Consider the following 19,918-nt stretch of genomic DNA (forward strand, 5'->3'; position numbering starts at 1 on the left):
ACAGGCATCTCCCATCCCGCAAAATCAACCAACTTTCCTCCCAAACCAACGTGAAGAGAATAAAGAGGGGTGCGTTTTAGTTCGGACATAATTCCAACCTTTCGATTAGCGGGACTGGTCGCGAACGACCATCACGGTGCAATGCGCGTTGCGCACGACACGGGCCAGGTTCGGGCCGATCTCATAATTCGGGAAGTCGCCCTTGGTGGAGGCCATGATAATCAGGTCAAAACCGTCCTTATAGGCGAGTTTCAGGATTTCGCGGTAAACGCTGCCTTCTTCAACATGGATCGCCACATCGGAGGCATCGCCCTGATCCAGGATCGCCTGAACCGCGTTGCAGACATGCTCTTTCGCGCCAGCGCCGTAGTTGGCGGGCAGGTTCGGCAACTGGATGATCTCGGGGATGACAGCGACCGCGTGCAGTTCGGCACCGTAGAACTTCGCCTGTTCCTGCGCCAGCGGCAGGGCATTTTTCCACGACCGATCATCAGTGTGATCTATTGGCAGCAGGATTTTCGTCGCCATCACGTCTCTCCTCGAGATATGGAATACTGTTTCGAAGCCGAGGGGCCGGGTTGGCCCCCCGTCATTTCATCCGAGATTACTCGGCAGGTGTTGCGCCCGGCTCTTCGGACTTGCCACCTGAGGCAAAGAACTCTTTCGTCAGTTTGAAGACGATCGGGCTCAGCAGCGCCAGGGCAATCAGGTTCGGGATGGCCATCATGGCGTTCAGCGTGTCCGCCAGCAGCCAGATAAAGCCCAGATCCGCAGTTGCGCCAAAATAGATCATGACGATCCACAGGACGCGGTAGGGCAACAGCGATTTGACACCCAGCAGGAACTCGACGCATTTCTCGCCGTAGAAGGACCAGCCCAGGATGGTGGTGAAGGCAAAGATCGACAGAGCGATGGCGATCAGATACCCACCGATGCCTGGCAGCGACAATTCGAACGCGGCCGAGGTCAGCGCGGCGCCGGATTCACCCGATGTCCAGGCACCTGACGCGATGATTGCCAGACCAGTGATCGAACAAACGATGATGGTGTCGATGAACGTACCCAGCATCGCGATCAGGCCCTGATTGACCGGACCTTTGGTCTCGGCTGCGGCATGTGCGATCGGAGCGGAACCCAGACCGGCTTCGTTCGAGAACACACCACGGGCCACACCAAAGCGGATCGCGGCCCAGACGGCTGCACCGGCAAAGCCACCTTCGGCGGCGGACGGGGTGAAGGCGTGGGTGAAGACCAGCGACAAGGCAGAGCCGATATTGCCGATGTTGATCAGCAGAACCAGCAGGCCTGCGACGATGTATGCGATGGCCATGAACGGAACCAGCTTACCAGCAACCGCACCGATACGGGTGATGCCACCCAGGATCACGGCAGCGGTCAGGACCATCAGGACAACACCGGTGATCGAGGTGTTCAGGCCAAAGTTGGCTTCCAGAACCTGCGCCACACCATTGGCCTGCACACCGTTGCCGATGCCAAAGGCCGCAACGGCGCCAAACAAGGCAAAGGCTACGCCCAGCCAGGCCCATTTCGCGCCAAGACCGTTCTTGATGTAGTACATCGGGCCGCCAACATAGTTGCCCAGCTCATCCTTCTCGCGGTACTTCACCGCCAGAACAGCTTCGGCATATTTGGTGGCCATGCCCACCAGGGCGGTCATCCACATCCAGAACAAGGCACCCGGACCGCCCAGGAAGACAGCAGTGGCCACACCGGCGATGTTCCCCGTACCGATGGTCGCCGACAGCGAGGTCATCAGCGCGTTGAACGGACTGATCTGCCCTTCGCCCTGACCTTCGCGGCCTTTGAACAGCAGGCTGAAGCCCGTGCCAATGCGCAGGATCGGCATGAACTTCAGCCCCACCTGCAGGAAGAAGCCGACGCCAAGAATGAGAACCAGCATCAGCGGCCCCCACACGACGCCATTGATGGCCCCTACGATTGAATTCAACGCTTCCATGGATTCCCTCCCAATTGCGTTTTCGTTATGCCCCTTTGGCGATAGCCCGCTGGCGGGCCTGCTTGAGGGCGGCAAAGTCTTCGTCCGCATGGAACGACGAACGGGTCAGCGGCGTGGCCGACACGTGCAAAAAACCCTTGGATCGAGCGATCTGCTCCAGTTGGGCGAACTCCTCCGGTGTCCAGAACCGGTCAATCGGGTGATGTTTCGGGGTCGGTTGCAGATATTGACCGACCGTCAGAAAATCGACATTGGCCGCGCGCAGGTCATCCATGACCTGCCGCACATCGTCCAGGGATTCACCCAAACCGACCATCAGGCCGGACTTGGTGAAAATCTCAGGATTTGCGCGTTTGGCATCGTCCAGCAGGCGCAGCGACGTGTAATAGCGCGCGCCAGGCCGGACCGTTGGATACAGGTGCGGTACCGTTTCCAGGTTGTGGTTGAATACGTCGGGGGCGGCCGCAAAGACCAGATCGGCCGCGTCCCCTTTGCCCAGAAAGTCGGGGGTCAGAACTTCTACCGTCGTGCCAGGATTCTGGTGCCGCACAGCACGGATGGTTTGGGCAATATGTTCAGCGCCGCCGTCAGCCAGATCATCACGGTCGACTGAGGTGATCACCACGTGACGCAGGCCCAGCTTCTTGACAGCAGCGGCAACCCGGCCCGGTTCAAACGCGTCCAGCGCATCGGGGCGACCAGTGGCAACATTGCAGAAGGAACAGCCACGGGTGCAGACCTCACCCATAATCATCATGGTGGCGTGACGTTTGGACCAGCACTCGCCGATATTGGGGCAGGCGGCCTCTTCACAGACCGTTGCCAGGCTGTGCTCGCGCATCAGGCGGCGGGTTTCGTAATACTCGGCGCTATCGCCCTTTTTCTTACGAATCCACTTGGGCTTGCGCGGGATAACGCTGTCTGCCTTTTTGGCTTTTTCCGGATGTCGGGGGCGAAGCTGGATGGTCATCTGGCCGGTCTTCCCTTACGCGTGGATCGCACGGCCCATGGCGTCAAGGCAGGCCTCTTTGACCGCCTCGCCCATGGCCGGGTGCGCATGACAGGTGGCTGCGACCTCGGCGACTGTTGCGCCTTTGGTCATGGCCAGAACCAGTTCGGCGATCAGATCACCACCATGGGCCCCGCAGATATGCGCGCCCAGGATTTTTCCGCTGGGGTCCGCCAAAACCTTGACCGCACCATCGGTTTCACCGGTCGACCGCGCACGCGAGTTCGCCATGAAAGCAAACTTTCCCACCGCGTATTCCGTGCCGGCTTCTTTCAGCGCCTCTTCGGTCAAACCAACCGAGGCGACCTCGGGGTCGGTGTAGACCACGCCCGGCACGGTGTTGTAATCCACATGGCCACCCTGCCCGGCCAGCATTTCCACACAGGCCACGCCGTCTTCTTCCGCCTTATGCGCCAGCATCGGACCAGGCACACAATCGCCAATGGCATAGATGCCGGGGACCGAGGTCTGGAAATGGCCATCAACCTCGATGAAGCCGCGCGGGTTCACCGCGACGCCAAGGTCATCCAGACCAAGCCCGCGCGTTACGGGACGCCGCCCAACAGCAATCAGGACCTTGTCAGCCTCGATCACCTCTTCCTTGTCCTTGCCGACGCGGTCGACGGTCAAGCTCAGGCCCACATCACTTTTGTCGACCGACTTCAACGCGCGACCCAACTGGAATTTCAGCCCGCGCTTGGACAACGCCCGCTGCGCCAGCTTGGCAATCTCGCCATCAATTCCGGGCAGAACCCGGTCCAGATATTCAACAACAGTGACCTTGGCACCCAGACGCGCCCAGACCTGACCCAGTTCCAGCCCGATTACGCCCGCGCCAATCACCACCAGATGCTCCGGCACAGTCTCCAGCGCAATTGCGCCGGTTGAACTGAGGATATCCTGCTCGTCAATCTCGATCCCCGGCAGCGGCGTGGGCTCGGACCCGGTGGCAATCAGGATGTTCTTGGCGGTATGGATGTCGTCGCCTACCTTGACCTGTCCGGCGGCGGGAATGCTGGCCCAGCCTTCAATCAGATCAACGCCGTTTTTCTTGAAAAGAAATCCGATGCCCTTGGTCAGATCGCCAACGATCTTGTCCTTTCGGCCCATCATCGCGCCCAGATCAACGCTGGCCCCCTCGACCGCAATGCCATGGGAGGAGAGATGTGCAAGCTCGGCATATTTGGCCGAGGAGGTCAGCAGCGCTTTGGAGGGTATGCACCCCACATTCAGACAGGTCCCGCCAAGGGCACCACGCCCTTCGACACAGGCCACTTTCAAACCCAACTGAGCCGCGCGGATCGCAGCGACATATCCGCCGGGACCACCCCCGATGATGATGAGGTCATAGGTGCTCATTGGGTCTTCTTTCAGTAAATTGGATGGTTGGCGCACAGGGCGCGGACTTTTTCGCGGGTCTCGGTCTCGACAGCGGCGTTGCCTTCGGGCGTCTCACGCAGGGCATCCAGAACGTCGCCGATCAGGTGGCCGATCCGGGTGAACTCGTCCGGGCCAAACCCGCGGCTGCACCCGGCTGCCGTTCCCAAACGGATACCGCTGGTGATTGTCGGTTTTTCCGGATCGCCCGGTACGCTGTTCTTGTTGCAGGTGAAACCGGCACGTTCCAACGCGGCTTCAGCGTCTTTTCCGGTCACGCCAAGCGGCCTCAGGTCGACCAGCATCAGATGGTTTTCGGTGCCGCCTGAAACAATGTCACATCCCCGTGCCATCATCACATTGGCCAGCGCTGCCGCGCTGTCGACGACGCGCTGCATGTAATCCTTGAATTCAGGTTTCAGCGCCTCTCCGAATGCGACGGCCTTACCGGCAATCACATGCATCAGCGGACCGCCCTGAAGACCGGGAAACACCGCCGAGTTGATCTTTTTTGCCAGCGCTTCGTCATTCGTCAGGATGATCCCGCCGCGCGGACCGCGTAGGGTTTTGTGCGTGGTCGACGTCACGACATGTGCGTGACCAACCGGTGAAGGATGCAACCCGGTCGCAACCAGACCCGCGATATGGGCCATGTCAGCCAACAGCCAGGCCCCTACCTCATCCGCGATGGCGCGGAACCGCGCGAAATCGATCTTTTGCGAATAGGCCGACGCACCCGCGATGATAAGCTTCGGCTTCTCTGCTTTGGCCAGTGCTTCGACCTGATCATAATCGATCAGCCCCGCATCGGTCAGGCCGTATTGAACCGGGTGAAACCACTTGCCCGATTGCGCGGGCTTTGCGCCATGGGTCAGGTGCCCGCCCGCATCCAGGGACATGCCCAGGATCGTGTCACCGGGGCTGAGCAGCGCCAGCTTTACAGCGCCGTTTGCCTGCGCACCGGAATGCGGCTGGACATTGGCATGTTCGCAACCGAACAGCTTCTTGAGCCGCTCGATCGCCTCGACCTCGACCTCATCCACATATTCGCACCCGCCATAGTAACGACGACCGGGATAGCCTTCGGCATATTTGTTCGTCAGTACGGAACCCTGCGCGTCGATCACGGCCTGCGAGACAATGTTCTCGGACGCAATAAGCTCAATCTGCTGAGCCTGGCGCTCGCCCTCGCGATCAATCGACGCGGCAATGACCGGATCAGCATCCGTGAGTGACGTTTTGAACATGATTTCCTCCCTCATGCTCGATTCCCAAGTACGAAACTTTGTTTCCTATAGGGGAATTATATGGGCAAAAGCAACAGAAATCTCGGATTGTAAAGTTGTGTCAGCAGGTGGAAATCGGTAACCTGCGGAAAATCGGGGGGATTTCCATGGTCGATGACAGCCTGAACGACGCCGTCGGGCCGGATGAAGAGGATGAAGGCGCCGCCTTGGGGCGCTCGATCCGGGACGCACGCCGCGCCAAAGGGTGGACGCTGGAGGAAGCCGGGCGCGCTGCGGGAATCGGTCGATCGACGCTGTCCAAGATCGAAAACAACCAAACAAGGCCCAGCTTTGACATTGTGCGACGACTGACACAGGCCTTGGACATGAGCACCCCGCAGCTTTTCCTGCAATCAGGCCAGACAGGGATCGCGGGTCGGCGCGATTTCACCCCAAAGGGCGAAGGTGAGATGCGGGACACCCCCACCTATCTGCACGAGCTGTTGTGCCCGGAACTAACCAGCAAACGCATGCTGCCCTATATCGCGACCATCAAGGCCCGTGACGTTTCCGAATTCGAAAACTGGATCAGACACAGCGGGGAAGAGTTCCTGTATGTCATCAGCGGAGAGCTGACCTTTGTGTCCGAACACTATCGTCCCCTGCCGATGAAAGCCGGGGATTCACTGTATTACGACAGCGGCATGGGGCATGGCTGTATCTCGACCAGCGAAGAAGATGCGCGCGTTTTGTGGGTGTCTTTGGAGTAAGCCGCCCGGATCACCCCTGTGATTCAACCAGTGCCTTCAGGTTGGACAAGCCCCGCTCGTAGTCTCCACCGACCCAATTGTCCATCATCAGGCCCATCCAGCGCGTCATGGGATTCAGGCCCAGATCGGATTCAAAACCCCAGGTAACCTGAGTCTGGCCGCCCTGGGGCTGCAGCACAAACGCAGCCATCGCCGTGCCCATCGGGCCGAAATCAAGCGCAGTACGGACGGTTTGGTTTTCGATGCTTTCGATAATCTCCTGCGAACCGGTGCCAACCTGCGGGTGGTCCGAACTCCAGTTCAGGGTGTTGCCAACTCCTGCCTCCGGACCTGCGTAGGACAGTTTGGTGTCGGGATCACGATGCAGCCAAGGGGACCATTGTTCGGTCTCTTGCATGGAGTTCACGAAAGGAAAGATTGCCTCAGCCGGGGCGTCGATGGTGATTGATCGAGACACCTCGGCCTTTCCAGGCAGCAGATAAGAGATGCCCACCAGCGCCACGACAATCACAAGCAAAAAGACAATAAGACGTTTGACAAATCTCATGGGTCCAGTCCGATTCCAAAAAACAATGTAGCCGGACCATACCAAAAAATGGCTCGGAATCAGAGGCCTGATCCGAGCCATTTCAAATCTGCCCACGCCAAGATCGACTAAATCGTCAGGAATCTCTTTTCATTCGGGTCATAGCACTGCAGGCCGCCTTCCCCGATATCTGTCCATAGCCCATGCAAGCTGATCGAGCCATCTTCAACCGCAGTAGACACAAAGGGGAAAGTCATCAGGTTCTCCAGCGACGCGACAACCGCCTGCTGTTCGAACTGCCGCGCCTGTTCTTCGCTATCTTCGACATCCGCAACCAGATCGTATTTCGACTTCAGAATATCCATCCAGCGACCAACAAAGCTCTCTTTCGCCTCCAAATGCGGCGCCTTGCCTTTGCACATGTCGATGCAGCCCTGAACACCACCGCATTGCGAATGTCCAAGTACGATCAGATGCGCCACCTTCAGGGCCGTGACCGCGTATTCAATCGCTGCACTGGTACCATGGTGATCGCCGTCGGGCGCATAGGGCGGCACAAGATTGGCGATATTGCGGTGAATGAAAAACTCACCCTGATCCGCACCAAAAATCGAAGTCACGTGAACCCGGCTGTCACAGCAGGAAATCACCATCGCACGCGGGCGCTGCCCTTCGTTGGCAAGGCGGCGATACCAGGCCTGGTTTTCGGCGTATGTGGTAGATTTCCAACCGTGGTAACGCTTGATCAGATACGCCGGTAGTGGTTTGGCGAGGTCCATACTAAAGCCCCAATTCTTTTCATTTGAAGCCGGTATAGTGCGGGTTATCGGAAAATTCGAATAGTTTTTCTGTGCCGGGGCAAGGTTTTGCAAAGGAATTCCCGACAAACATCTGGTCTACGCCGTGGGGGCGACTGAACTAGGGTGAATGTGGTGGAAAAGATACTCACGCTTGAACATACAGAAACGGTACGGCTGGACCCGGACAGGTTGAGCGGCCTGTACCGGCAATTGGGCGACAAGAACGCACTGGACGTCCTGTGCCGCACGGTCGAGGAACTGGCCGTGCGCCTGTCGAATTGCGAACGGTTCTGGCGGAAACGCGATTGGGACAATCTGCGCAAATGCTCGAAATCGCTGGTGGCGATTGCCGATCAGATCGGGATGACGGCGCTGGCAAGGGTTGCCGGTGATGTTGCACAGTCGGTTGATGCTGGCGATGCGGTTGCCGCCGGGGCGACGCTGGGGCGGCTGATCCGCATCGGCGAACGGTCATTGACGGCGATTTGGGATCAGCAGGACTTGTCCCTCTAACGGGGGTTGCAGGCGGATCGCGGGTGGCTAGTCTGGGCGCAAAGTCAAACAACCGAGACGTCCATGCCCCTAAGCTTTGCCGAACCGACCAATCCCTTTGTCCCGCTTCATGTCATCGCCCAATCCGAACTGGACGCGTGGCTGGCGGATCAGCCTGAACATATAGGCCACTGGGTCGCGGCAAACGGGTTCACCGCTGCACTGGGTCAAACGCTGTTGGTGCCCGGCGATGGTGGCGGTACCACCTGTGCACTGGCAGGTTATGGAACCGAGGCGAAACGCGCCCGCAAACGCTTTCCCTTGGCTGCCGCAGCCGAGGCACTGCCCGAAGGCACCTATCGGATTACATCGGGCCTTGATGCGAACCGGGCTGAAATGGAATGTCTGGGCTGGCTGCTCACCGGATACACATTCGACCGCTACGCAAGCCAATCCGCCGCCAAGGCACGGTTGATCGCGCCGGCAGGTGTCGATGCGGCACGCATCGAAGCAATGGCCAATGCCGAGGCACTGACGCGAGATCTGGCCAACACGCCCGCCTCGGATATGGGGCCCGCACAATTAGAGCAGGTCACCAAGGCACTGGCGGAAGAATTCAGCGCATCCTGCAAGACCATCCTGGGTGATGCGCTGTTGGAACAGAACTTTCCGATGATCCACACCGTCGGACGCGCAGCGGATCAGGCCCCTCGATTGATCGAGATGAACTGGGGATCGGCTGGGCCAAAACTAACGCTTGTCGGCAAGGGGGTGTGCTTTGACACGGGTGGGCTGAACCTGAAACCCGGTTCCTCGATGGGTTTGATGAAAAAGGATATGGGCGGCGCGGCCAATGTCTTGGGTCTTGCCCGGATGATCATGGCGCTGAACCTGCCGCTGCAATTGCGCGTTCTGATCCCGGCAGTCGAGAATGCGGTGGCGGGCAATGCCTTCCGACCCGGAGACATCCTGACCTCGCGCAAGGGGCTTACGGTTGAGATCAACAATACCGATGCCGAGGGGCGGCTGGTGCTGGCGGATGCACTGGCTCTGGCGGATGAGGGTAACCCCGATCTGGTGATCTCGATGGCCACCCTGACGGGTGCAGCGCGCGTGGCTTTGGGCCCCGATCTGGCGCCGTTCTATACGGATGACAATCAGACCGCAGCCTTACTGTCGGACGCCGCACAACGGTCCGCTGATCCGGTCTGGCGGATGCCCTTCCACACGCCTTATGAGGCTATGATCGAACCAGGTATCGCCGATCTGGACAATGCACCTTCGGGCGGGTTCGCGGGGTCCATCACCGCTGCCCTGTTCCTGCGCCGCTTTATCGAGAACAGCCCATATATGCATTTCGACATCTATGCGTGGCAGCCCAGCAAGTCGCCTGGGCGTAGCAAAGGTGGGCTGGGCCAAGGCCCCCGCGCCATCCTGGGCGCTTTGCCGGAGGTTTTGGGCCTGTGACCCGGCTGCGTACCATCAAGCCTGTGGTTGACCTGTTACATCAGCCAGGTGGTCCACGCGATCGTCAATTGCTGTACGGCGACACGGTCGAGGTTACGGCCGATAAAAACGAGTGGAGCCGGATAACCGCTGACAAGGACGGCTATTCCGGCTGGGTCCGCTCAACGCATCTCGGCCCGGATATCCCGCAAACCCATAAGATCACAGCCCCCGCAACACATGCTTATGAACAAGCGGATATGAAGACGCGCGATTTGACCTCGCTGAGTTTCGGCAGCACGGTGCAAGCCCTGTCAGAAACCGGGACGTTCGTGGAAACCGAGCTGGGCTTCATACCCGCAGCGCACACCACCCCAATTGCTGAGTTGCAAACCGATCCAGTGGCCGTGGCAGAGCTGTTTCTGGGCACGCCTTACCTGTGGGGAGGCAACAGCCGGTTTGGGATCGACTGTTCCGGTCTGGTTCAGGCGGGGCTTCTGGCCTGTGGCATCCCCTGCCCCGGCGACAGCGGGGATCAGGAGCGGGCGGTAGGCACCGCTCTGCCAGAAGGGTCCGAACCCGTGCGCGGTGATCTGTTGTTCTGGAAGGGTCATGTGGCGTGGGTATCAGGGCCTAACATGCTGCTGCATGCGAATGCGCGTCACATGGCGGTGGCCTATGAGCCAATGGATCAGGCGATTGCGCGCATTCAGGCGCAAGGTGACGGGCCTGTGACCGCCCATAAACGGCTCTAGTCCGGGGAAACAGAACGGATCAGCTTACGCTCCAACACGCGCAACACCGTGCGCAGATCGTGGCCACGTTTCAGGATGCGGCCGTCCATGCCAACGACAGAATACATCCCTTGCTTCTGCCGCAGGCGCGGGTGTTTTTCGATGCGGTAGATCGGGTGTTCGGCTGTACGCCGGAAGATCGAGAAGATTGCCGTGTCACGCAGGTTGGATATTCCGTAGTCACGCCATTCACCGGCGGCGACCATCCGACCGTAGACAGACAGGATATGGGACATCTCGCGCCGGTCGAACGCGACGGGCATCTGGGCCGAGTTTGCAGAGAACCGGCTGGGAGGCTGCATATTCATATCTCAAGCCTTGCCGGAAATCGCGCCCGAATCAAGCCCGATGCACATCAGCGCTGTATTTCCTTACCGCCGCCCGATCTGCCGACAGATCAGGACCACCGGCAACAATCCAACAGCCAGTATGACCAACGAAGGCACGGCGGCCCCTTCGAGCCGTTCGTCCGAGGCCAAGCGGTAAGCCTGCACAGCCAGTGTATCAAAGTTGAACGGGCGCATGATCAGGGTCGCGGGCAGCTCTTTCATCACGTCGACGAAGACGATCAGCAATGCGGTCAGCAGCGATGGGGTAAGAATGGGCAGATGGACCCGCCGCAATGTGCCCAAAGGTGTTTGGCCCAAAGACCGGGCAGCAGCATCCATATTCGCGTGAACCGTGCTCTGCCCGCCTTCATACGCGCCCAATGCTGCAGCCAAAAACCGTACCATATAGGCCGCGACCAACAGCCAGATAGACCCCGTAACCAACAAGCCGGTCGAGATATCAAATGTCTGGCGCATCCAGGCGTCCAGCGCGTTGTCAAACGCAGCGAAGGGCACAAGCAACCCAACCGCGATCACGCCTCCGGGCACCGCATAACCCAGCCGCGCCAGATACGCCGCACTGGTCGAAGCGCGCCCGGGTCTTAGGCGCTGAAAAAACCCGACGCTGACCGCCGCCGCAACAGTGACCAGAGCCGCGGTACCCGCCAGGATCAGAGAGTTCTGGATGAACCCAAGGTACCGGTCCGACAGTAGGTTCTGTTCAGACTCCAATCCCATGTCGACCAGAATGAGAACCGGAAACATGAACCCAAACAGGACAGGCACTGCGCAAAGAAGAAACGCTCCAAGGGCGCGCCACCCAGTCAGATGCGCGGCAGGGTGCGCCACATGGTGTTTACCGCTTTGATGATATTTTGCGTTCCCGCGCAACGTCCGTTCGGCCACGGCCAGCATCAAGGCAAACCCCAGCAAACACAGCGCCAGTTGCGCGGCCCCAGCGCGATCACCCAGCGAAAACCAGCTCGTGTAAATGCCGGTCGCAAAAGTCTGAACGCCGAAATAGGAGACGGTTCCAAAATCCGCGATGGTCTCCATGATTGCCAGCAGCACCCCACCCGCAATCGCCGGGCGCGCCATGGGCAACGACACACGCCGAAACGCCAGCCACGGACTGTTCCCCAGGGCGCGCGCCGCCAGAAACGCCGTTGCGCTTTGCTGCAGAAACGCGGCGCGAGCCAGCAGGTAGACATAAGGATAAAGTACAAGGATCAGCATCGCCGCCGCACCCTGGGTGGAGCGGATCTCGGGGAACCAGTAATCGCGCGGGCCCCACCCCGTCACATCGCGCAGGGTAGCCTGCACAATGCCTGGATGGTCCAGAACAAAGGTATAAGCATAGGCCAGAACATAGGCCGGAAAGGCCAACGGCAGGACCAATGCGATTTCCAGCAACCGAACGCCGGGAAAACGGGTCATCGTCACCAGCCAGGCGGCGCCGGTTCCGATACAGAACGTGCCGATAGCCACCAGTATGACCAGAATAATCGTGGTGGCTGTGTACCTGGGCAACACGGTCTCGGCCAAATGCGCTATTGCATCGGTGCCACCGGTCAGCGCAGCCAGAACAACCGCGATCATCGGCAACAGGCACGCACCAGCCACGACATAGGCCAGCCCGGCCAAAAGCCGGGTCCCGCGCACGCCGCGGTTTCGCGATCCGTTTTCAGAATAGTCGATCTGAGCCATTGCCCTGCTGCGTAGATGCCGAAGACTTCGCCTTTAATCGACCAAAACGCTCGGAAACGCCAGTGTGTGGGTTACAATTCTGCGGCACAAACTGCCGCAGACCTTACTCATAAACCCGCTGATCCTCGATCACCAAGCCGTCTTTCGGAAGGGAACCGGGGGCGACCACCTCGATCGCGCCTTTCAGCTTCAGCACTTCGGCCACTGATTTGGCATAGGCCATGTCATCGCCGCCGGGGCTTTCGATCTGGACAGTCATGGTGTCCATCTCTCCCTGCCGAGCAGCGATCACGCGGGCCTTGACGATTTCGTCGTGCTTTTCGACCAAAGCGGCGACCTGTTCAGGGCGAACAAACATCCCCTTGATCTTGGTGGTCTGATCGGCACGGCCCATCCAGCCTTTGATCCGCATATTGGTCCGCCCACAGGGCGAGACACCCGGCATCAGGGCCGACAGATCCCCGGTGGCAAAGCGGATCAGGGGATAGTCGGGGTTCAAAGAGGTCACGACCACCTCACCCACCTCACCCACGGACACAGGAATGCCAGTTCCGGGGGTCACAATCTCGATGATCACATGCTCGTCGATGATCATCCCCTCCATCGCGGCGCTTTCATAGGCAACATTGCCCAGATCTGCTGTGGCATAGCATTGCAGGCAGGAAATCCCGCGATCCGCATAGTCCTGACGCAGTGACGGGAACAGTGCCCCGCCACCCACGGCTGCTTTGGAGAACTTAAGCGCGACCCCCATCGCATCCGCCTTGTCCAGGATGACCTTCAGGTAGTCAGGGGTGCCCGCATAAGCGGTGCATCCGATGTCACGCGCGGCGGTGACCTGTAGTTCGGTCTGACCTGTTCCGGCGGGCAGGACGGCGGCACCAACCGCGCGCGCACCGCTTTCAAAGATCATTCCAGCCGGTGTCAGATGATAGCCAAAGCAGTTCTGAACGATATCACCCGCGCCGATACCAGCCGCATTCAAAAAACGGCCCATGCGCCACCAATCCTGATCGGTGTTGCCGGGCTCATAGATTGGCCCCGGCGACTGGAACACGTGATGGAACTGATGCGCTGGCTTCACGGTGAACCCGCCGAATGGCGAATGGGCGGCCTGGGCGCGGGTCAGGTCTGACTTGCGTAGAACCGGTAACAGGGGCAAATCTTCGGCGGATTTGACCTTATTAGTGTCTATTTCGGCGAGATGCTCTGCAAACCCGGGTGCGGAGGCCACCTGCACAAGCTGCGCCCGCAAAGCTGCGGCCTGATCCAAGGCGCGCTGATCGGCAGAGCGCGTTTCGAGTGTGTCGAAATAGGTCATCGCCATATCCTCCATCAGATCACAACCACCGCTTGCGGCGGCGATAGGACCGCACGTCACGAAAGCTCTTGCGGCCATCCTCGGACATGCCGAGGTAGAACTCTTTCACGTCGGGGTTTTCACGCAGCTCAGCCGCTGGGCCATCCATCACAACGCGACCGGATTCCAGAATGTAGCCGTAATGCGCAAAGCGCAGTGCCACATTGGTGTTCTGTTCGGCCAGCAGGAAGGATACGCCTTCTTTCTCGTTCAAATCTTTCACAATGCCGAAAATCTCTTCGACCAGCTGAGGGGCCAGACCCATCGAAGGTTCGTCCAGCAGGATGGTCTCGGGTCGCGACATCAAAGCTCGGCCCATCGCGACCATCTGCTGTTCCCCGCCCGAGGTATAGCCGGCCTGCGACCGGCGACGCTCTTTCAGGCGTGGAAAGTAATTGTAAACAAGTTCCAGATCCTGCTGGATCGCGGCATTTCCATCCTTGCGGGTATAGGCACCGGTCAGCAGGTTTTCTTCGACTGTCAGGTGTTCAAAACAGTGACGGCCTTCCATCACCTGGATAACGCCCTTTTCAACCAGATCGGCAGGGTCGCTTTCATGCACGCTTTGGCCGCGATACTTGATCGTGCCTTTGGTCACCTCGCCACGTTCGGAATGCAGCAGGTTCGAAATCGCCTTCAGTGTCGTGGTTTTGCCCGCACCATTGCCGCCCAGCAAAGCCGTAATTCCGCCCTTGGGCACAGTCAGGCTGACCCCTTTCAGCACAAGGATCACATGGTTGTAGATCACCTCGATATTGTTGACCTCAAGCAGGGTTTCCGCCTGTACATCTGTGGTTTGTGCCGCATCCAGCATCAGCGCTTATCCTCATGCCTGCCCAATAAGGGCGGTTCGTGAGGAGCGGCAAGCAACCCGCCGCTCCGTTTGTCTGGGGCGCCCCGGAAAACCCGGGGCGCGCGCTCAGTTTCTTACTCGCAGCGCTGCGAAATGTTGTTTTCAGCCGCGTATGCGCCCGAATCTTCTTCGATCAGCGCATTGATCACGTCGGCATCGGTCGGTTTGAAATCCTGAACCGAATTCCACGTGCCTGCTGCTGCATCCCACTGAACGACGCCGACAAGGCCGGGGCCGCCGTGATTTTCACAGCTGACCGAAAACTCGGGGCCGAAACCAGACATGCCCAGCGCTTCCATCTTGGCGTTGGTCATCTCCAGCGCTTCCATGCCATCGCGCATCATCGATGCGTCGATTTCTGCAGTGCCATGCATGTCCTGTGCAGTTTTCACCGCTTCGGCAGCCAGCATCGCGGCGTAGAGACCACGGTTATACTGCACCGTGCCCAACTGATCACCCGCGCCAGCGGCTTTACCAGAATCGACAACGTATTTCTGCAGATCGTCATAGACAGGGTAGTCATCACCCAGACCGGTGAAGGTCAGCGCCTTATAACCGGTGGCTTTGTCACCCGCAGGCTGCACATCGAATTCCGCACCGGACCACCAGACGCCGATGAAATTCTCCATCGGGAAGCGGATGTTGGCAGCCTCCTGCACGGCAACCTGGTTCATCACGCCCCAGCCCCACATGATCACATAGTCGGGCTTCTCACGGCGGATTTGCAGCCACTGAGATTTCTGCTCTTGCCCCGGATGATCCACCGGCAGCAGGGTCAGGTCATAGCCATGCTTTTCGGCCAGTGTTTCCAGCGTGCGGATTGGCTCTTTGCCATAAGCAGAGTTGTGATAGACCAGAGCGATTTTCTTGCCACCCAGATCTCCGCCATTCTGATCCAGCAGATAGTTGATCGCGCCCGACGCACCGTTCCAGTAGTTGGCCGGATAGTTGAACACATGGCTGAATACTTTGCCGTTCGCGGCCGAAGTCCGGCCATAACCCATCGTATGCAGCGGAATGCCATCTGCGGTCACTTTCGGGATCAGCTGATAGGTGATGCCGGTCGACAGCGGCTGATACACCAAAGCGCCCTCGCCTTTGGTGGATTCATAGCATTCCACACCTTTTTCGGTGTTATAGCCGGTCTCACATTCCAGAACGCGGGCCGGAACACCGCCGATCCCACCGTCACGTTCATTCAGCAGGGTAAAGTAGTCAGCATAGCCATCCGCAAACGGGATACCGCCCGCCGCATAAGGTCCCGTCCGATAGCTGAGTGACGGGAACACGAGGTCGGCCATAACCGGACCTGCGGCCATCACAGCGCCCAGCGCTAGAGTTGCCAGTTTCTTGTTCATCGGGTGTCTCCTCCCTTGGTTAGTCCGATGTTGGGTTTCGGGCTTGAGCTGCCCGTCTTTTGATTGGGCCGGCCCTTAGTGCGGGAACGGCCAGAGTCTGAGTTTCTCTTTCGCGACGCGCCACAGCTGTGCCAGCCCATGCGGTTCGAGGATCAGGAACATGATGATCAAAGCACCAACGATCACCAGATTGAGATGCGCCACGATATCCGTGGGCCAGCCCAGCAAATCGACGCCAAACAGCTTCAGAACAACCGGCAGCAATACCAGGAACGCGGCCCCGGCAAAGGATCCGAAGATCGAACCCAATCCACCGATGATGACCATAAACAGCACCAAGAACGATTTCTGAATGCCAAAGACTTCACCGACTTCAACCGCACCCAGATAGACGGCAAAGAACAGCGCTCCGGCAACGCCCACGAAGAATGAGCTGACCGCAAAGGCAGTTAGCTTCGCCTTGAGCGGGTTCACCCCGATGATCTCGGCCGCGATATCCATATCCCGGATCGCCATCCATGTCCGACCTGTGGTGCCTCGCGTCAGGTTGCGGGCAATGATTGCACAGACGGTCAGGAAGATCAGGCAGAACAAATATGTCGCCCATGCGGGCGCGTTCGGCCCGGTGATGATGATGCCAAATACATCGCGCTCTGGCGCATTGATCTGACCCGAGGCCGAGTAGTTGTAGAACCACGGCACCCGGTTGAACAGCCAAACCAGAAAGAACTGCGCCGCCAGCGTGGCCACGGCAAGATAGAATCCTTTGATCCGCAGCGAAGGCAGGCCAAACAGCACGCCAACAATCGCGGTTATGCCACCTGCCAGCAGAACATGGATGAACATGCTGACATCGGGGAACGCCGTCATCAATTTATAGCAGGCATAGGCCCCCACGGCCATGAAGCCGCCAGTACCCAGACTAACCTGTCCGCAATAGCCAACCAGAATGTTCAACCCAATCGCGGCAATCGCATAGATCAGGAAAGGCAGCAGCAAGGCGTTCGCCCAGTAATCATTGATGATGAACGGAATGATGCCAAACGCCACCGCCAGCACGGCATAGTAGCGATACCGGTCAAACTTGATCGGGAAGGTTTGGCTGTCAGCAATGTACGAGGTTTTGAAATCCCCGGCCTCACGATAGAACATGCGTCACTTTCCCCATTGTTCCTGTGCCCGACCCCGGGCAGCAGCATCCAGTTGATTGGATCCTTTGGCATATCCGCTCGCCTCGGACGCGCGGACCAGTTTCATGTAAGCCATGATGCCGGTGACCAGCCCGGCAAAAGCCAGGATCGCCACCACGACCAGTTGACTGTCGCTCAGATCATCCGAGGTAACGGCGATATACCCAAACGCCCAGAACCCGGCCCATGCGATGACGTTGATGATGGCGATCAGCTTGTGCATGGCTAAACCCTCTCGATGATCTTCTCGCCGAACAGTCCCTGAGGACGGAAGACGAGGAAGATCAGCGCCAGCACGTAAGCAAACCAGTTCTCGGTTGCGCCGCCGACCAGCGGTCCGATGGCAAACTCGAACAGCTTCTCGCCCACCCCGATGATCAGCCCGCCGACAATCGCGCCGGGGATCGATGTAAACCCGCCCAGCATCAGCACCGGCAGCGCCTTCAGCGCAATCAGAGACAGCGAGAACTGCACGCCCGACTTGGTGCCCCACATGATCCCCGCGACCAGAGCGACGAACCCGGCGACTGACCAGACCATGATCCAGATGAAGTTCAGCGAGATTCCCACAGACAGCGCCGCCTGATGGTCATCGGCCACCGCGCGCATGGCGCGACCTTGCTTGGTGTATTGGCTGAACGCGACCAGAGCTGCCACCAGTAGCGCCGCGATGATCGTCGCCACGATGTCCAGGTTGTCGATGAAGAAGCCATAATCGAAGATGTTAAAGGTCGTCTCGTCGATCCACAGGTTGATGCCTTGCGGCAGGCCCACATCCAGCGTCTTGATCTCAGACCCCCACATCAGATCGGCCACGCCCTCAAGGAAATAGGCTAGCCCGATGGTGGCCATGAACAGAATGATCGGCTCCTGCCCGACCAGATGGCGCATGACGAAGCGCTGCACCGCCCAGGCCAGCAACACCATCACACCCATCGTCAGGATGATCGCCAACAGCGCAGGCACATTCCAGCCAAAGTAGTGGATATGCGTGCCGAATGTAGCGTTGATCAGGTGCGCAAACGGCACCTGACCCTTCATGATCCCAACCAGCGTCATCGCCGCAAACAGGGCCATAACCCCTTGGGCATAATTGAAAATCCCCGAGGCCTTGTAGATTAGCACAAAGCCCAGCGCGACCAGAGCATAAAGCACCCCGGCCATCAGACCGTTGAGGATGACCTCCATCGCAAATACGAGTTGTTCAGGCATCAGTTGCACTCCTCAGGCCACAACCGGCAAGCTTGTTCGGTCTTGTCGATTTTCGTCATCGATATCTGTAGAATTCCGAGATCAGGTTTTTCGAACCCGCGTAGATCACCATACCATCCGGTCACTTTGATGAACTGGTCTTCGAACGGTCGAACCGCCCACGCTGTCGACTCATCGCGATACTTCTGCAATAGGCCTTTGCCTCCGCGTACCGCCCGATAACCTCGGTAAGTGCTAGTTTCGTCCAAGAATTGTTGAGCCCAAAGCTCCTCGAAACTTCTCATACCTCTGGAATCTAACGCGACCAAACGGCATTCGTACGTCATGGGAGAAGCGACAAAAACAGGAGCTATACCGCTCGATAACCAGAACGCATATAGCTCAGCATCTTGGACAGAATCACTTCCTAATGTGTATTTCAAGACCTCACGTAACTGCTGGTATTGTGGGCCCTCAAGCTTCTGAAGAAGCGCGCGAATAGAGATGTCTCCACGCTCAATTTGCGGCGCACAAATCTCTTCGATTGCAGTCTGGTACGAAGCGTACTCAGCGTAAGTTTCGGCACCACTTATGCTGGGCGGTATCATCAATGACAGCGCTGCCGTAAATCGCTTCAGTACATGCGATTCTAGAAGCTGGAGCAGCTTAGTCATGGCTGACCCCCAGATAGGCGTCGATAACCTCTTGGTTGTTGCGCACCTCATCCGGTGTGCCATCGCCGATCTTCTTGCCGTAATCCATCACGACGACCCGATCGCTCAGGTCCATCACCACGCCCATGTCGTGCTCGATCAGAGCAATGGTGGTGCCAAATTCGTCATTCACATCGAGGATGAAGCGGCTCATATCCTCTTTCTCTTCGACGTTCATGCCCGCCATGGGTTCATCCAGAAGCAGCAGCTTTGGCTCCGCCGCCAAGGCACGCGCCAGTTCGACCCGCTTTTTCAGCCCGTAGGGCAGGCGCGAAACCGGCGTTTTGCGGATGTGCTGAATCTCAAGGAAGTCGATGATCCTCTCAACCGCTTCACGATTCTCAGTCTCTTCGGCCTCGGCCTTCCCCTTCCACCACGCCTGCTGGAGGATATTGGTCTTCATAAAGCTCAGGCGCCCGGTCATGACATTGTCCAGAACGCTCATGCCTTCGAACAAGGCGATGTTCTGGAAGGTCCGCGCAATCCCCTGCTGCGCTACCTCAAACGGCCGCATCGGAGGGCGCTTGGAGCCGTGGAACCAAACCTCCCCCTCCTGAGGGACATAGAACCCCGAGATCACGTTCAGCATCGAGGACTTACCCGCTCCGTTCGGCCCGATAATGGCGCGGATCTCACCCTCGCGAATATCGAACGAGATATCCTTGATCGCCACCACACCGCCAAAGCGCAGGGTGATGTTCTTCATCTCCATCACCACACCGCCGATCTTGCGGCCATCTTCGGTGACATATCCTTCGGAATGATCCAGCATCAGCCTCTCCCAGACTTACGCGAAAAC

The 19,918-nt window shown here is 58.6% G+C and carries 21 protein-coding genes; 4 read left to right on the top strand and 17 right to left on the bottom strand.

Annotated elements, in window-relative coordinates; genetic code table 11:
- Positions 1 to 105: 105 nt before the first annotated feature.
- From AC2FFE_RS15820 to glyA, 5 genes are all read right to left on the bottom strand, one after another.
- The gene (locus tag AC2FFE_RS15820; protein ID WP_496847086.1) at positions 106 to 528 is read right to left on the bottom strand and encodes a universal stress protein; all 423 of its coding nucleotides are present in this window, start codon (positions 526 to 528) and stop codon (positions 106 to 108) included.
- Between the two features lie 76 nt (positions 529 to 604).
- Entirely contained in the window at positions 605 to 1,978 is a 1,374-nt protein-coding gene (locus tag AC2FFE_RS15825) for an alanine/glycine:cation symporter family protein (RefSeq protein WP_496820502.1), read from the bottom strand.
- Between the two features lie 25 nt (positions 1,979 to 2,003).
- A complete protein-coding gene (gene lipA / locus AC2FFE_RS15830) occupies positions 2,004 to 2,948 on the bottom strand; it encodes a lipoyl synthase (protein ID WP_496847087.1) in 945 nt (314 codons plus the stop codon).
- A 15-nt stretch (positions 2,949 to 2,963) separates the two neighbouring features.
- The gene (gene lpdA, locus AC2FFE_RS15835; protein ID WP_496847088.1) at positions 2,964 to 4,346 is read right to left on the bottom strand and encodes a dihydrolipoyl dehydrogenase; all 1,383 of its coding nucleotides are present in this window, start codon (positions 4,344 to 4,346) and stop codon (positions 2,964 to 2,966) included.
- A gap of 11 nt (positions 4,347 to 4,357) precedes the next feature.
- Complete coding sequence (gene glyA / locus AC2FFE_RS15840) at positions 4,358 to 5,611, bottom strand: serine hydroxymethyltransferase (protein WP_496820499.1); 1,254 nt, start codon at positions 5,609 to 5,611, stop codon at positions 4,358 to 4,360.
- 146 nt (positions 5,612 to 5,757) lie between these two features.
- On the opposite strand from glyA, the gene AC2FFE_RS15845 reads away from it, so the two are divergent.
- A complete protein-coding gene (locus AC2FFE_RS15845; protein WP_496820498.1) occupies positions 5,758 to 6,360 on the top strand; it encodes a helix-turn-helix domain-containing protein in 603 nt (200 codons plus the stop codon).
- Between the two features lie 10 nt (positions 6,361 to 6,370).
- Here the strand turns inward: AC2FFE_RS15845 and AC2FFE_RS15850 are convergent, their stop codons facing one another.
- The gene (locus tag AC2FFE_RS15850) at positions 6,371 to 6,907 is read right to left on the bottom strand and encodes an SRPBCC family protein (RefSeq protein WP_496847089.1); all 537 of its coding nucleotides are present in this window, start codon (positions 6,905 to 6,907) and stop codon (positions 6,371 to 6,373) included.
- A gap of 107 nt (positions 6,908 to 7,014) precedes the next feature.
- Complete coding sequence (locus tag AC2FFE_RS15855; RefSeq protein ID WP_496820496.1) at positions 7,015 to 7,665, bottom strand: carbonic anhydrase; 651 nt, start codon at positions 7,663 to 7,665, stop codon at positions 7,015 to 7,017.
- 144 nt (positions 7,666 to 7,809) lie between these two features.
- Between AC2FFE_RS15855 and AC2FFE_RS15860 the strand changes: the two genes are divergently transcribed.
- From AC2FFE_RS15860 to AC2FFE_RS15870, 3 genes are all read left to right on the top strand, one after another.
- Positions 7,810 to 8,199, top strand: coding sequence for a hypothetical protein (locus tag AC2FFE_RS15860; protein WP_496820495.1), 390 nt, complete (start codon positions 7,810 to 7,812; stop codon positions 8,197 to 8,199).
- A 63-nt stretch (positions 8,200 to 8,262) separates the two neighbouring features.
- Positions 8,263 to 9,645, top strand: coding sequence for a leucyl aminopeptidase family protein (locus AC2FFE_RS15865; RefSeq protein ID WP_496847090.1), 1,383 nt, complete (start codon positions 8,263 to 8,265; stop codon positions 9,643 to 9,645).
- Positions 9,642 to 10,379: a C40 family peptidase gene (locus tag AC2FFE_RS15870; RefSeq protein ID WP_496847091.1), complete on the top strand. Its 738-nt coding sequence runs from the start codon at positions 9,642 to 9,644 to the stop codon at positions 10,377 to 10,379. Before AC2FFE_RS15865 ends, AC2FFE_RS15870 begins: the two co-directional genes overlap by 4 nt.
- Here AC2FFE_RS15870 and AC2FFE_RS15875 read toward each other — a convergent pair.
- From AC2FFE_RS15875 to AC2FFE_RS15920, 10 genes are all read right to left on the bottom strand, one after another.
- Entirely contained in the window at positions 10,376 to 10,726 is a 351-nt protein-coding gene (locus AC2FFE_RS15875; protein ID WP_353009256.1) for a DUF2794 domain-containing protein, read from the bottom strand. The genes AC2FFE_RS15870 and AC2FFE_RS15875 overlap by 4 nt on opposite strands.
- Positions 10,727 to 10,789: 63 nt before the next feature.
- The gene (locus AC2FFE_RS15880) at positions 10,790 to 12,454 is read right to left on the bottom strand and encodes an ABC transporter permease (protein ID WP_496847092.1); all 1,665 of its coding nucleotides are present in this window, start codon (positions 12,452 to 12,454) and stop codon (positions 10,790 to 10,792) included.
- A 103-nt stretch (positions 12,455 to 12,557) separates the two neighbouring features.
- Positions 12,558 to 13,775 carry a phenylacetate--CoA ligase family protein gene (locus AC2FFE_RS15885; RefSeq protein ID WP_496847135.1) on the bottom strand — a complete coding sequence of 406 codons (1,218 nt, stop codon included), beginning with the start codon at positions 13,773 to 13,775 and terminating at the stop codon, positions 12,558 to 12,560.
- A gap of 19 nt (positions 13,776 to 13,794) precedes the next feature.
- The gene (locus tag AC2FFE_RS15890) at positions 13,795 to 14,628 is read right to left on the bottom strand and encodes an ABC transporter ATP-binding protein (RefSeq protein ID WP_480550543.1); all 834 of its coding nucleotides are present in this window, start codon (positions 14,626 to 14,628) and stop codon (positions 13,795 to 13,797) included.
- A gap of 113 nt (positions 14,629 to 14,741) precedes the next feature.
- Positions 14,742 to 16,025, bottom strand: a complete 1,284-nt coding sequence (locus AC2FFE_RS15895; RefSeq protein WP_480550541.1) for an ABC transporter substrate-binding protein — start codon at positions 16,023 to 16,025, stop codon at positions 14,742 to 14,744.
- 75 nt (positions 16,026 to 16,100) lie between these two features.
- Positions 16,101 to 17,177, bottom strand: coding sequence for a branched-chain amino acid ABC transporter permease (locus tag AC2FFE_RS15900; protein WP_496847093.1), 1,077 nt, complete (start codon positions 17,175 to 17,177; stop codon positions 16,101 to 16,103).
- 3 nt (positions 17,178 to 17,180) lie between these two features.
- The gene (locus AC2FFE_RS15905; protein WP_496847094.1) at positions 17,181 to 17,438 is read right to left on the bottom strand and encodes a hypothetical protein; all 258 of its coding nucleotides are present in this window, start codon (positions 17,436 to 17,438) and stop codon (positions 17,181 to 17,183) included.
- A 2-nt stretch (positions 17,439 to 17,440) separates the two neighbouring features.
- Positions 17,441 to 18,427: a branched-chain amino acid ABC transporter permease gene (locus tag AC2FFE_RS15910; protein ID WP_496820490.1), complete on the bottom strand. Its 987-nt coding sequence runs from the start codon at positions 18,425 to 18,427 to the stop codon at positions 17,441 to 17,443.
- Complete coding sequence (locus AC2FFE_RS15915) at positions 18,427 to 19,080, bottom strand: hypothetical protein (protein WP_496847095.1); 654 nt, start codon at positions 19,078 to 19,080, stop codon at positions 18,427 to 18,429. The genes AC2FFE_RS15910 and AC2FFE_RS15915 overlap by 1 nt, the downstream gene beginning before the upstream one ends.
- Entirely contained in the window at positions 19,073 to 19,891 is an 819-nt protein-coding gene (locus tag AC2FFE_RS15920) for an ABC transporter ATP-binding protein (protein WP_496820488.1), read from the bottom strand. Before AC2FFE_RS15920 ends, AC2FFE_RS15915 begins: the two co-directional genes overlap by 8 nt.
- Between the last annotated feature and the right edge of the window lie 27 nt (positions 19,892 to 19,918).

This window comes from Ruegeria sp. YTSA168, from assembly GCF_059610045.1.

Bases quoted from the DNA above. Each gene is read 5' to 3' on its own strand.
- AC2FFE_RS15900 (WP_496847093.1), bottom strand. From the start codon at position 17,177: ATGTTCTATCGTGAGGCCGGGGATTTCAAAACCTCGTACATTGCTGAC.
- AC2FFE_RS15855 (WP_496820496.1), bottom strand. From the start codon at position 7,665: ATGGACCTCGCCAAACCACTACCGGCGTATCTGATCAAGCGTTACCAC.
- AC2FFE_RS15845 (WP_496820498.1), top strand. From the start codon at position 5,758: ATGGTCGATGACAGCCTGAACGACGCCGTCGGGCCGGATGAAGAGGAT.
- AC2FFE_RS15885 (WP_496847135.1), bottom strand. From the start codon at position 13,775: ATGACCTATTTCGACACACTCGAAACGCGCTCTGCCGATCAGCGCGCC.
- AC2FFE_RS15920 (WP_496820488.1), bottom strand. From the start codon at position 19,891: ATGCTGGATCATTCCGAAGGATATGTCACCGAAGATGGCCGCAAGATC.
- AC2FFE_RS15850 (WP_496847089.1), bottom strand. From the start codon at position 6,907: ATGAGATTTGTCAAACGTCTTATTGTCTTTTTGCTTGTGATTGTCGTG.
- lipA (WP_496847087.1), bottom strand. From the start codon at position 2,948: ATGACCATCCAGCTTCGCCCCCGACATCCGGAAAAAGCCAAAAAGGCA.
- AC2FFE_RS15875 (WP_353009256.1), bottom strand. From the start codon at position 10,726: ATGAATATGCAGCCTCCCAGCCGGTTCTCTGCAAACTCGGCCCAGATG.
- AC2FFE_RS15905 (WP_496847094.1), bottom strand. From the start codon at position 17,438: ATGCACAAGCTGATCGCCATCATCAACGTCATCGCATGGGCCGGGTTC.
- glyA (WP_496820499.1), bottom strand. From the start codon at position 5,611: ATGTTCAAAACGTCACTCACGGATGCTGATCCGGTCATTGCCGCGTCG.
- lpdA (WP_496847088.1), bottom strand. From the start codon at position 4,346: ATGAGCACCTATGACCTCATCATCATCGGGGGTGGTCCCGGCGGATAT.
- AC2FFE_RS15865 (WP_496847090.1), top strand. From the start codon at position 8,263: ATGCCCCTAAGCTTTGCCGAACCGACCAATCCCTTTGTCCCGCTTCAT.
- AC2FFE_RS15910 (WP_496820490.1), bottom strand. From the start codon at position 18,427: ATGCCTGAACAACTCGTATTTGCGATGGAGGTCATCCTCAACGGTCTG.
- AC2FFE_RS15880 (WP_496847092.1), bottom strand. From the start codon at position 12,454: ATGGCTCAGATCGACTATTCTGAAAACGGATCGCGAAACCGCGGCGTG.
- AC2FFE_RS15915 (WP_496847095.1), bottom strand. From the start codon at position 19,080: ATGACTAAGCTGCTCCAGCTTCTAGAATCGCATGTACTGAAGCGATTT.
- AC2FFE_RS15895 (WP_480550541.1), bottom strand. From the start codon at position 16,025: ATGAACAAGAAACTGGCAACTCTAGCGCTGGGCGCTGTGATGGCCGCA.
- AC2FFE_RS15820 (WP_496847086.1), bottom strand. From the start codon at position 528: ATGGCGACGAAAATCCTGCTGCCAATAGATCACACTGATGATCGGTCG.
- AC2FFE_RS15825 (WP_496820502.1), bottom strand. From the start codon at position 1,978: ATGGAAGCGTTGAATTCAATCGTAGGGGCCATCAATGGCGTCGTGTGG.
- AC2FFE_RS15890 (WP_480550543.1), bottom strand. From the start codon at position 14,628: ATGCTGGATGCGGCACAAACCACAGATGTACAGGCGGAAACCCTGCTT.